Source organism: Vasconcelosia minhoensis LEGE 07310 (assembly GCF_015207255.1).
GTDB lineage: Bacteria > Cyanobacteriota > Cyanobacteriia > Phormidesmidales > Phormidesmidaceae > Vasconcelosia > Vasconcelosia minhoensis.
Genome location: NZ_JADEXG010000046.1, coordinates 1 through 12066 on the forward strand (window position 1 = coordinate 1; position 12066 = coordinate 12066).

The window sequence follows — 12066 nt, forward strand, 5'->3', positions numbered from 1 at the left end:
CAAGTTGAACTATTTCAACACAGACTCAACGACGACCCGATTGCTCTTTCTCAACGCCTTTGGGTCTCGACTCAGCTCGACCCTGTTGTCGAAAAACTCCGGGTCTCTTCCTAGACGCGGTTTAAACACCTTCATGACTTCGTCGCCGAGGTGATTGATCACCTTGACGGCGATGCGGCCTGACTTTGGCTTATCAAACGGGCGAGAGGTCTCACTGTATAAGCTTTCCCAAGCTTCGTGGTCGATCTCAGCTTTGAGGGTGGTTTTTAGGGACTTGTAGGGGTCGTTCGCGCCGAGGAAGTAGGCGTGACGGACGAAGAAGCTTTCTTCATTGTAGTCGGTGTCGATGAACCAGCAGGCTATAGCATCCGTATCGCTGGCCCGCACCTCACCGGACTGGGGATGAAAGACATCAACGCCGTGGATGGTGACCTGAATCTTGTCGTCCTCGACTTCGTCGATGTCAATGTCGGGTTCGCCGAAGATGACAAAGAGGTTGCCTGCGCCAGTGTTCTTAAGGGTGTCGGCCATGTGGAGATCGGCATTCATGCGGGCTTTGAGAATTTGGATGCGGCCCAGATTTTTGAATTCTGAGGAGTGGGCGTCGTAGTTGAAGGCGCAGGCGATGACGACATCAAACCCGGCATCCCCGGCTTCTTTGGCGGCATCTACCAAATCAAGGCGGGAGACGGTGCCAAATTCGGGGCCAATGAAGATGCCCGCGCGTTTTTCGGTGTCGCTGTCGCCTTCGATGTATCGTCCCTCGGCGCAGATGTAGTCACCGGGCCAGCCGGTGAGGGTGGTAAAGCTGATTTTGTCGCTTTTGTCGGTCTGCTGAACGCCAGCTACCTTGAGGGTTTCGAGGATGACGCTGGCGAAGTCGGCTTCTTCGCTGCTGCGGTCTGGATTGGTGACGTTGGGGTCAATCAGCTCGTCGTCTTGGTCTACGGCGAGGACGCGGTGGGGGGAGAGGCTTTCGACGGTGAAGGGGCCAGCGACGCGAACAATGGATTTATCTTCGTAGGGTTTGTCGTAGAGAAATTCCTGGTCGGCGCTGGCGGCGATGGAGGCATCGATCTCTTTTTGGCGGGCAATGCGGGCTTGCAAGAAGGCGGAATGGGGGGTGTGAGTGGCTGGTGGCCAGTGGCTAGGGATCTCGCGGGGGACTTCCCATTCCAGCAGGGCGTTGGCGGGGGCGTCTTCGCCGGAGGGCAGCTTGACCGTGCCGCTGGCGGTGAAGTCGATTTTTTTGCCTTCTCTGCCGCCGGTGGTGACGGGGTAGGGTTTGCTGTGGCCCAAAAGGGCGGCGTTGAGGTCGGCTAAGGCTTGCTCAACCTGGGGCTGATATTGCTCCCAAATCACGTCGATTTCGGCGTTGTTGGCAATGGCTTTAAGGGTGATGTGGGGGACGCGATCGTAGACAAAGCCTTGGCGAATGGAGTTGTGGGTTGGTGGCTGGTGGTTTGTGGGTTGCGATTGGTCTCCAGACAAGCCACTAGCCACTAACAACTTGCCACCCTTCAACTCTGCTTCTTTCTCCTGCCCAGCCGGGGAGTCCTTAAGCAGGTAGTAGGGATAGCGGGCACCCATGATGCGGGCACGGGCGAGGGCGAGGGCAACGCGAGAGGTGTCGATGGTGATCCAGCGGCGTCCCCATTGTTCAGCGACGTAGGCACTGGTGCCAGAACCACACATTGGATCAAGCACAAGATCTCCAGGATCGGTAGCCATTAAAAGACATCTCTGAACAACTTTTGTGGCAGTTTGAACCACATATATTTTCTGCTCAGAGAAGCCACCTGCTGTCTCTGTCCATACGTTTGTTAGTTGGCTGACTGGATAGTCATCTAAAAATGATTTGAATCGAATCCCTTTCCCCAATTTTAGGACCCTATTGGCTAGTAATACGCGATTCATTCCGGATTCATTCGTTTTCCAGCTTCTCCTTGTAGGATTAAATATTTCGCCATGAAAATGTATTGGATAGTCACTGCTGCTAGCATAACCGGTAGCCATCAAGTCCATTCTTTGAAAGACTCTGGCCTCACGATTGTTAACCAGCTTTTCCTCTTTCGAGATTCTCCTATGGGTTCCGTCTGAAAATTGCAAAAGACTAAACTCATTGCTGTCTTCTGTCTCTTTTTCTAGATATATCTGTCGATACTTTAAACAGTCAATAGACTTTGAAAACCATAGTATATAATCATTGACACCCATTAAAAACTTGCTTCCGAGTGGAATTTTTGTGTTGAATGATATCTGAGATACAAAATTCTGTTCGCCAAATACTTCATTAAGAATGCAACGGACAGAATGTACATTGTCATCACCAATCTGCACAAAAATCGATCCACTATCACTCAACAAATCCCTCGCCACCATCAACCGATCGCGCAGATAGGTCAAATACGAGTGAATCCCATCCCGCCAGGTATCCCGAAACGCCTTCACCTGCTCCGGTTCCCGCGTAATGTGATCCGTCTTACCGTCCTTCACATCCCGGCTCGTCGTTGACCACTGAAAATTCGAGTTGAACTTAATCCCATAGGGCGGGTCGAGATAAATACACTGCACCTTCCCCCGCAGCCCTTCCCGTTCCGCCAAGCTCGCCATCACCTGCAAGCTATCGCCCAAAATCATCCGGTTCGTCCAGTGGGCATCGTGCTGGTAAAACTCCGTCCCCTGTGCCTCATCGGGGATACCGTTGAAATCGGCAAACAGGTCAAGCTGGGCATCCTGCCGCGACTCCGTGCGCTGCATCAGGTCATCGATCAGCACCTTCGGATGCACCTTCTCCTGGATGTAGAGCGGCGGCGCACTCACCACCAGATCACTCCAGTCCTGCTCATCCTTGCCGCGCCACACCAGCTGCGGGTCGAGGTCGCGGTTGCGGCGTTCATAGGCCACCTGGATTGGGCTGCGCTCATCCGCCGCCATCACCGACTGATACTCCGCCGTGGGAATGTTCTTGCGGGTGGCATCGTCGTGCTTGAGGGTTTTGACTTGCTTCGGTGATGCTGCCTTGGATTTTTTGGGTGCCATAACGGTGCCTATGGTGGTCTAGAAAACTTGGGTGAAAGCTGGGGGAGATCCCCCTAAATCCCCCTTAAGAAGGGGGACTTTGAGCTCCGGTTCCCCCCTTCCCAAGGGGGGCTAGGGGGGATCCTCTACGGTCGGGAGATGCTTTCGGGCAGCATCATTGTGTTTGAGGTTTTCTTAGGCATAGTTTTAGCAATTTAAAGCTTCAGGGCAGTGGAGCAGACAGGTTGAGGTCGTCAGCAATGTATCAACCATAATTGGCATCTGGGTCCTCCGGCGACGTGGAATATCCTCAATTTCAGGCTCGGAACCCCCTAACTGAGCAAGTGCCAGAGCGGCCTGTTTAGCTTTAAACAGATGCTCTGATTCTGGGGTTGTTTCTTCTAGCACAGTGACGATCACCCGCGCAGTTTTGAGTTCGTGATCTTCAGTGAGCCATTTGAACCAGTAATTCCAAATTCCAGACTAAGGACATCCGAAACCCTTGATTTATCGTTCGCCTCAAATCATGGTCAAATCGGGCTAGCGAGTCTGAATAGCTGGAACCCAGTAACCTCGTTCCCAATTGGGGCAAAATGTATGTCTGCAAGTTGGAATTTGGAATTGCTGCATTTGAACTGACCTTTTCGTAGATGGCTTCGTAGCTTTTTAGCATGGTTTTGAGTGGGTAATGTTGAGTGGGGGAGGGAATGGTAAGCAAGAAAGCGCGTTACGAAAACTGGATATCGGCTTGTTTCTCGATAGCTTTGAGAGTGCCGATGGGAATAACTTTTTTGCTATGGACTGGCACGATGGCGGTACGTCGGGTTTCAGCATTGAATAGCTTGAGATGGGCGCCCGTTTGGGAGGCTTCGACAAATCCGGCAACCTTGAGTTGCTTGATCGCTTGTTTAGCCGTTAGTCGAGGGGTTTTAGAAGACATGCAAACTCCATTACAGTGCCAGTTCGATCACTTCCTTTGAACTGTTGCCCTCTAAAAATTCATCAGGAATCGGCTTTAGCAGTAACTGGATAGCGTCTTTGAGATTGGCGATGGCGTCATCTTTGGTATCACCAAAGGAAGATACAAAATTCAGTTCTGGGCAGGTAGCAGAGTAGGTTTGGGATTCTTCATCCCACTCGATTACGGCTCGAATAATCATGGCGCTTTTCCTCACTCTTTATATGGATTATTCTATTCACTAATTACTACCCACCACCCACCGCTGCTTCGACCACCTGATTAAATTCTGACTCAATCTCAAACACCGCCTGAAATTCGGCAAAGTCCCAGCGGCCATAGCTGCCCAGGTTATTGACACCCGGAATCCAGTAGCTCTGCATCGTGCTGGCCTTATCTTTAGCATCTTCGCCCCGATAGCCCTTGATCTCCACAATCAGGTTTAGCGGATCGGGGCGGCCATCCTCTACCTGGACGATGAAGTCTGGCAGATACTTCCTGGGCGTAGAGCCGTAGAGATAGGGCACCTCCAGCCCCAGATTGTGATTCTTCACATAGGCTCGCACGCGCGGATGCGCTTCCGCCACGCGGCAAAACTCTGATTCCCAGTCGCTGTCCAGCACCACCCAGTTCACATGGCAGCGACGCGGGTCCGTCTTCCAGCGGGCCTGCTTCGACGTATTGAAATTCACATGGACCGTAGAGCCGACGGGGTTATAGGCATCCAGAATCGCCTTAATTGGCTTATCGCCGACGATTGCTTCGGTAATGGCTTTGCGGATGCGATCGCAGGCCATATCAGCAATCTCCTGATAAAGCACCTGAGCTGGATAGGTGCCGCCGGTGCAGCGCAGGTAGCCCTTCATCCACTGGTGGGCAATCCGCTTGAGCTGACCAAACAGGTGCATCTTCGGCTCCTCACCGGGATCGCGATACTTGGTGTAGATCAACCGCTTGGTCAGGTGAAACAGGATGGTCGATTTCCGCATCTTCTCCAGATGTTCAATGTTGAGATCCACGCCTTCACCGATGATGCCCTCGTTGCGAGTAATTGAAGGCCCTACTAGATTGGGCGTTAGCTCCAGCAGCGCGTCTTCACCAAACTCAGCCGTCAGGCGCGTATCCGGCAGCTCCACCCGATAGCCCTCGACCCTAGGAAAAGTGATTTCCAGCGAGTCGCGATCGGGCCGCACGGCGCAGACATGGATGGTTTTAGCCGGAGGCTGAATTTTAGCAATGACCGGCTTAGCGGTGAAGTCAAAGGGGATGCCCAGCACATCAGCATACTCCACATTGAATTTGCCTTCTTCGTTGACCTCGTAGGACTGTCGCCGCAGAGCGCGACCAATCACCTGCTCACACAGCAGCTGGGTCCCAAAGGCGCGCACGCCCAGCACATGGGTGACGGTATTGGCATCCCAGCCCTCAGTGAGCATCGACACCGACACCACACAGCGAATGGATTCGCCTAGCTTGCCTACTTTACCCACGGTGTTCATCACCTCCCGCAGCAGGTCCTGGTCAGAAAGCGTTTCCATCGCCGCTGCCCCCTCCCGCTGGCCGATTTCATAGCGGAAGCGGTCAATCTCATCCGCAGCGGCTGCCCGAAAGTTTTTATCGAGGGAATCGCCCGACTCCAGCTGCTCGCTGTCAATCAGCAGGGTGCGGGGCCGCGCTAACGGGTTGCCATAGTCGTCGGTATTGCAAAACAGGGCGAGGCGACCCTTTTGGGGAATCACTTTGCCGTCATCGCTCACCTGGTCAAAACCAGAGATGAAGTCGTACACCAGCTTTGACGTAGAGGTGTTGTTGCACACCACAATGAATACCGGCGGCACCTCAATGGCCTGTGCTTGCCACAGCTCGAAGGTCTTTTGGTAGTGGCCATAGAGGGCTTCGAGGGCTGTTTGTAGTTCCGCAGGCAGGCTCAGAGGTCTAGCGTCTTGGCCTTGCCGCGCCCCTTCTTCGGCATCCGCGTTCGAATGTGCTCCCACAAATTGCGGAACTTGGGCATCTCGCCCCCTGGCAAGTTGTCCGCTACGGGCACGCGCGGCAGCTTGACAATGCCGCACTCGATCGCATCCATCAGAGAAAAGTCGCTCACCGTCCAGGGAAACAAAGTCCCCTCAACATAGCCCGACCCGCGCAAAAAGAACGGCGTTGCGGAGAGATCATAGACCTTCTGCACCCCCAGCTTGCGCTTCACCACCTCAATGCCAGAAATCCAGAGACGGGCCGCTTCGTTATTTTTCTTAGCCTCGTCCTTATCGTCGCCCTTGAGGTCAGACACATCGTCCGTATCTGGCTTCTCCCGATAGCAGTGATGGGCCTCATCATTCAGCACCAGAATATTTTTCATCCCCATTAGCTCCGGCATTACCCGCTGAAGCATCTGGCCCTCGGTTTCTAGCGTGTCCAGCTCTGGTCCTCGGCCCTGCACCAGCTTTCTGGTACCGGTAGCCAGCTGCATCCGCTCCCGCAGCTTAAAGGCGTGATAGTTGGTGATGACGATCTTGGCCTTCTGCAAATCGGCCAGCAGGTCGCTGGGCACCAGTTCACGACTGGCGTAGTAGCTGTCTGGGTCATTGGGCTGGAGAACGCGGAGGCGATCGCGAATGGTAATCCCCGGCGTCACGACCAGAAAGCCTCGGGTAAATCGACTGCTCTGGGGATGGCGCACCGCATTCACCGTCTGCCAGGCGATCAGCATTGCCATCACCGTAGTTTTTCCTGCGCCAGTCGCCAGCTTCAGCGCCGTCCGCAGCAGGGCGGGGTTCGCCTCCTCGTTTACGCTGGCAATGTGCTCTAGGAAGGCTCGCTCCTTCTGACTACTTTTAGGCGCGACCTCCGCCAGCCAGATCGCTGTCTCCACCGCCTCAATCTGACAGAAAAAGGGCCGAATCGACTGAAACCCATGGTGCCGCCAGTGCTGAAGCAGCCGAGCCGTCTCAGGCGTCACCTTCCAATTCTGCGGGTTAGGCAGCTGCCGCCAGGCATTGACCTTCTCCCGCACGCTGTTGATGAACATCGACAGATCGTAGGTCTGGGACTCGTCAGAAATGCCCACCGTGTCAAACAGCGCCAGCGCCTGCTGCTCCGCCTGAGACTGCTTCCGCTTCTTAGGCTTGGGGATTGTCGTAATAAACTCAGCCGGGCGCCGGCTGGCTACGATTCGATTGGTCGGCTGACCCTCCGCATCTAGCTCCCAACGCTGCGAAGGGTATTCGTAAGGGGAATTGAGAATCGGCTTGTCAAAGAATTGAGACATAAATTTATGCTATCAGTACCCTCGAAATTGCCTAAACATAGGCTAACTTACCCCCAAAGGAAGATTCCATAACAGTCAATTTGCATTCTCATCAGAAGGTAGAAAAGCCAGCTCAATGCAGGAAGATAAGTGAATTTCTAGCTCGCCAAAATCCTTTGTATCAAAGCTCGAAGTCCTAATTATCTGTTGATATGCTACCTATACGGCTTACGTCTACAGATCAGAAAAACGCCTATTATGGTTTGTCTGCTTGACAGCAATTAGTCGTTACTCAATTCACCTCCGGTGGACCCGTCTGACAATCCAATAGCTGATGGAGAGGGAGAGAATCGCGATCGCGAGTCCAATCAAACTCACCCCAGACACTTTTTCTAAATCCAGAATAATAATCTTCCGCGCCACCGCCGTCAGTGAAGTGACGACCACCAGCTCGACCTGCACCACATGCTGCTTCAGGTAGGCGGTAATATTCTCTAAAATCTCTAGGGCAATTAGAACGCTGAGAAACAGGCCGAAAATCTCGCTCAGGGTCGTACTAAAAAAGCCAGCAGGACTGGGGTTAAACAGCGATGTCGAGAGAAACAAAATCAAATCGACAATGGTCACCATCACCACGACCACCATGGCAATAGAGAGAATTTTGGCCGTGAGTTCCTCAAACTTGCCCAGTCCTTTGACAAAACCGCGATCGCTGAGCTGCCAGCGGACCCGCCGCACCAGTTTTTGGAACCCGCTCATAACTGCCTGCTCTAGAACGATGGTCTAAGCCTAGAGCATCACCAGGACCGGTTCAATAGGTAGCAAATCCGATTGGATTTAGGACGCCTCCAAAAAATCCGGGCGCTAACCCCACTACCCCATCACTCCCCTACCCCATCGCTTTCTAGGGCGCATTCACCGTCTGTAAATTCGGCAGGGTATGCGGCACCGTCTGGCTCTCGTCCGCATCCTCCGGTTTCTGAATGGCCGTCAGCTGCACAGCGCAGGCCTTGAGCTCAGGCTGTAGCGACATCGGACAGACCTCTGGGTGGGTGAGGGCATTGACCTCGGCCTGATTGGCCCAGAGAAAGCCCCAGTGCATCGGCATAAAAACCGTACCGCGAGCAATATTCTGGGTGACCAAAACCGGCAGCCGGGCATAGCCTCGGCGCGATCGCACTTCAACCCACTCCTCTGACTGAATTTTCAGCTTCTGGGCATCGCGGGGATTGATTTCTAAAACCGGATGGGGATGCATCTCAGCCGTTTTCTCAATTCGCCCGGTGCGGGTTTGAGTATGCCAGTGACCATAGAGCCGCCCCGTTGTCAGTACAAAGGGATAGCTAGGGTCAGGGGGTTCAGCCAGCCCTTTAGCATGGAAGGGATGAAACCGGGCACGGCCGTCCTCAGTGGCAAATCGCAAATCGGTATAGAGCCGCTTGTCAAACTTATCGGCCGCGGTCTCAGCGCAGGTTGTCGCTGGGTAGGGCCACTGAACCGGGCCTTTGGCGAGCTGGTCATGGCTGAGCCCAGTCATATCGCAGAGCTGCCCCGCCGTCAGCGAAACAAATTCCCGGTACACCTGGGCTGCGTCCTGAAAGTCAAACTGGGGGCCAAAACCAAGCCGCCGTCCCACCTCGGCAAAGATTTCCCAGTCTGCCTTGGCCTCCCCAGGCGGCTGCCGAAAGGCCGGGCAGAGGGTGACCACCCGCTCAGAATTGGTCATCGTGCCGGTCTTTTCACCCCATTGGGCAGCGGGCAGCAGCAGATGGGCATAGGCTGCCGTCTCAGTCGGGTAGTAAGCGTCCTGGCAGATGGTAAAGGGCGACCGGCTGAGGGCAGCCTTAGTTCGCTCAATGTCGGGCATACTCACCGCCGGATTGGTTGCAGCTACCCAGAACAGACCCACTTCGCCGCGCTCTAACGCCAGCATCATATCCCAGGCCGCCAGTCCCGGCTGTGGTGCAATACTGCCTTCAGGCAGCTGCCAGCCCTGCTCAATCGCCCGCCGATGCTTGGCATTTTTGATCACCCGGTAGCCCGGTAGAATATGGCACAGTCCCCCAGCTTCGCGCCCACCCATGGCGTTGGGCTGGCCGGTCAGCGAAAAGGGTCCCGCTCCAGGCTTACCAATATTCCCCGTCATCAGGTGCAGGTTAATCAGCGAGCACACTTTGGCAGTACCATCGATCGACTGATTCATCCCCATCGACCAGAGTGAAAGCACGTGCTTGGACTGGCCCCACCAGTCCGCCGCCGTTTCCAGCTCCTGGACGGAGATGTCGCAGATTTCTGCGGTGCGCTCCGGCGGGTAATGCTGTACCAGTTCGGCATAGTCGCTAAAGCCGGTTGTGCAGTCATCAATCAGGGCGGCATCGAGGCGGCCCCGTTGAAGCAGCAGATGAGCGATGCCGTTGAGCAAAGCCACGTCGCTGCCGGGTCGAATTGCCAGATGCAGATCGGCTTCCTTAGCCGTATCGGTCCGGCGCGGATCGACGACGATCAGCTTTACCTTACGCTTATTTTTTTTGTGGTACTTGCGCAGCCGGTTGAAGATAATTGGATGGCAGTCTGCCGTATTGGTGCCAATCAGAAAGGCACAGTCGGTTTTCTCCAGGTCGTCGTAGCAGGGGGGCGGGCCGTCAGAGCCAAAGCTCTTGATATAGCCTGCCACGGCAGAAGCCATGCAGAGGCGCGAATTCGCGTCAAAATTGTTAGTCCCCAGGCAGCCCTTCAGCAGCTTTTGGGCAACGTAATAATCCTCGGTCTGAAACTGCCCCGAACCGTACATGCAGATGGCTTCGGGGCCGCGCTCAGCTCGGACCTGCTGAATTTCCTGCACAATCCGGCTAAATGCCGTTTCCCAAGTCACCTGTTTAAACGGCTGGTCGAGGGACTCTCGCAGCATCGGGTATTTCAACCGATCCCGGTCGAGCGACTCGCCCACCGTCGCGCCTTTCACACAGACCTTGCCTTTGCTAGAAGGATGGTCGCGATCTCCCCTGGCCTGCCAAATGGGATTGCCCTCGCCGTCGCGATTCACCGGGCGTCCGGGCCGAGCTGGCGGCAGCACTTCTAGACCACAGCCGACACCACAGTAGGGGCAAAGCGTTTTAGCAGGTTTCATAGCGGTACTTCACTTGTAGTCAATCTAAAAAAACAAAGCAGAGTGGGTAACGCTTCGGCGCTACCCACCCCACTGGGTTCAACGATTCAGGTAGGCTCGCCTATCCGTTTAATAGAGCGGCGCCGACTGGTCGTCTGCCACGGGTGCCGGATGGCCAATAGCGCCGGGGGCCTCTTCGCCCTCATGCATTTCTGCAAAGGACCCTTTGGGTTCTTCCAGAATGAAGAAGCAGAGGAAAGCCACAACTAGCCCCGCTACGCCTAGCGTCTGGAAGAAAATTTGGTTACCCGCGTCGCCGTCTGGGAGCAAGCTGTACAGCGTCAGGTAGGCGACTGCACCAACGTTTCCATAGGCACCGACGTTACCCGCCACCTGACCCGTAACCCGACGCTTCACCAGCGGCACCAGCGCAAAGGTCGATCCCTCACCCGCCTGGACAAAGAAGGAGCAGACCATCGTCATCACCACCGCCAGGGCAATCATGAAGCCGCCGCTGCCGCCGAGGGAATCGCGAACCGCCGGAATTGTGCCCATGACCAGGTAGCCAACGCCCATACAGAGGGTGAGAATCGCCATCGTCGTTTTACGGCTGCCCAGCTTATCGGAAATCAGACCGCCGCTGGGACGGGCGACCAGATTCATAAAGGCATAGCTGGCGGCAAGCATCCCCGCGAATTCCTTACTCAGGCCGAAGGTACCTTCAAAAAAGGCGGGCAGCATCGACACCACTGCCAGCTCAGAGCCGAAGTTGACGATATAGGTCAGCTCTAGAATAGCTACCTGCTTGAACTTGTATCGGTCCTCTGCCGGATAGCGCTTGCGACCCGCCAGCAGGTCTTTATTCACAACCCAGCAATTGTAAGCCTGGAACAGGTAGAGACCCAATAGGGCTATCAGCGCGATGATGAAAGCAGTGGGGGAAAAGAAACCGACGTTAGACAAGCGCCAGGCCAGCAGCATCAGAACAAGCGTCAGCGGCGCATTCATAATCATCAGAAACCAGAAATCGCGAATCGTCGTAACTTCTAAACCTCTGGCGCTGGTCGGCCGCTGATAGACCTTACCCGGCGGCGTATCTTCCACGCTAGCGTAGTATAAAATTCCATATAAGGCCGCAATCACGCCGGTGAGCGCGATTGCCATGCGCCAGTTTAGCAAGGGGCCGTCTGCAACTTGCAAAGAACCCGGGAAAAAGCTTAGAGCCGTTGCAACAGTCACTAGGGTAAACGCTGAAAACGCCGAGCCAAAATTACCCCAGCCGCCATAAATGCCTTCGGCTAAACCAATCTCCTTGGGTGGAAACCACTCAGCGACCATCCGAATGCCAATCACAAATCCCGCCCCAACGATACTAAGGGCTAAGCGGCTGATGACTAGCTGTCCAAAGGTCTGGGCTGAGGCAAAAGCAATACAGGGAATTGCCGCGTAGATCAGCAGCAGCGAAAAGGTTAGACGAGGACCATATCGGTCCAACAGCATGCCGATCATGATCCGGGCGGGAACGGTTAGCGCCACGTTGCAGATCGCCAGGGTACGAATCTGCGCCACCTCTAAGCCAAAATCTTCCTGGAGTGCGGTCGCAAGCGGAGCTAGGTTAAACCAGACCACAAACGTGAGGAAAAAGGCAAACCAGGTCATGTGAAGGATCTTGTAGCGTCCCGAAAAGGACCATATTTCTCCAAGCATTTATGTTAATCTCCCAGATAGGTAAAC

Annotated in this window: 6 protein-coding genes and 1 pseudogene; all 7 read right to left on the bottom strand. The window is 54.7% G+C overall.

Going from position 1 to position 12066, the window contains the following annotated elements; genetic code table 11:
- Positions 1–9 precede the first annotated feature (9 nt).
- Positions 10–3042, bottom strand: coding sequence for a site-specific DNA-methyltransferase (locus IQ241_RS17350; RefSeq protein ID WP_193909579.1), 3033 nt, complete (start codon positions 3040–3042; stop codon positions 10–12).
- Positions 3043–3748: 706 nt separating this feature from the next.
- Complete coding sequence (locus IQ241_RS17355) at positions 3749–3961, bottom strand: type II toxin-antitoxin system HicA family toxin (protein WP_193909581.1); 213 nt, start codon at positions 3959–3961, stop codon at positions 3749–3751.
- 10 nt (positions 3962–3971) lie between these two features.
- On the bottom strand, positions 3972–4181 hold the full coding sequence (locus tag IQ241_RS17360) for a type II toxin-antitoxin system HicB family antitoxin (protein WP_193909583.1): 210 nt from the start codon (positions 4179–4181) through the stop codon (positions 3972–3974).
- A gap of 46 nt (positions 4182–4227) precedes the next feature.
- A pseudogene (locus IQ241_RS26635) lies at positions 4228–7247 on the bottom strand (BPTD_3080 family restriction endonuclease).
- A 276-nt stretch (positions 7248–7523) separates the two neighbouring features.
- A complete protein-coding gene (locus IQ241_RS17370; protein ID WP_193909585.1) occupies positions 7524–7985 on the bottom strand; it encodes a phosphate-starvation-inducible PsiE family protein in 462 nt (153 codons plus the stop codon).
- Positions 7986–8130: 145 nt separating this feature from the next.
- Entirely contained in the window at positions 8131–10353 is a 2223-nt protein-coding gene (locus IQ241_RS17375; protein ID WP_193909587.1) for a molybdopterin oxidoreductase family protein, read from the bottom strand.
- 108 nt (positions 10354–10461) lie between these two features.
- The gene (locus tag IQ241_RS17380) at positions 10462–12039 is read right to left on the bottom strand and encodes an MFS transporter (protein ID WP_193909589.1); all 1578 of its coding nucleotides are present in this window, start codon (positions 12037–12039) and stop codon (positions 10462–10464) included.
- Between the last annotated feature and the right edge of the window lie 27 nt (positions 12040–12066).

Coding starts and splice junctions, on each gene's coding strand:
- IQ241_RS17350 (WP_193909579.1), bottom strand. CDS start 3,042: ATGGCACCCAAAAAATCCAAGGCAGCATCACCGAAGCAAGTCAAAACC.
- IQ241_RS17355 (WP_193909581.1), bottom strand. CDS start 3,961: ATGTCTTCTAAAACCCCTCGACTAACGGCTAAACAAGCGATCAAGCAA.
- IQ241_RS17360 (WP_193909583.1), bottom strand. CDS start 4,181: ATGATTATTCGAGCCGTAATCGAGTGGGATGAAGAATCCCAAACCTAC.
- IQ241_RS17370 (WP_193909585.1), bottom strand. CDS start 7,985: ATGAGCGGGTTCCAAAAACTGGTGCGGCGGGTCCGCTGGCAGCTCAGC.
- IQ241_RS17375 (WP_193909587.1), bottom strand. CDS start 10,353: ATGAAACCTGCTAAAACGCTTTGCCCCTACTGTGGTGTCGGCTGTGGT.
- IQ241_RS17380 (WP_193909589.1), bottom strand. CDS start 12,039: ATGCTTGGAGAAATATGGTCCTTTTCGGGACGCTACAAGATCCTTCAC.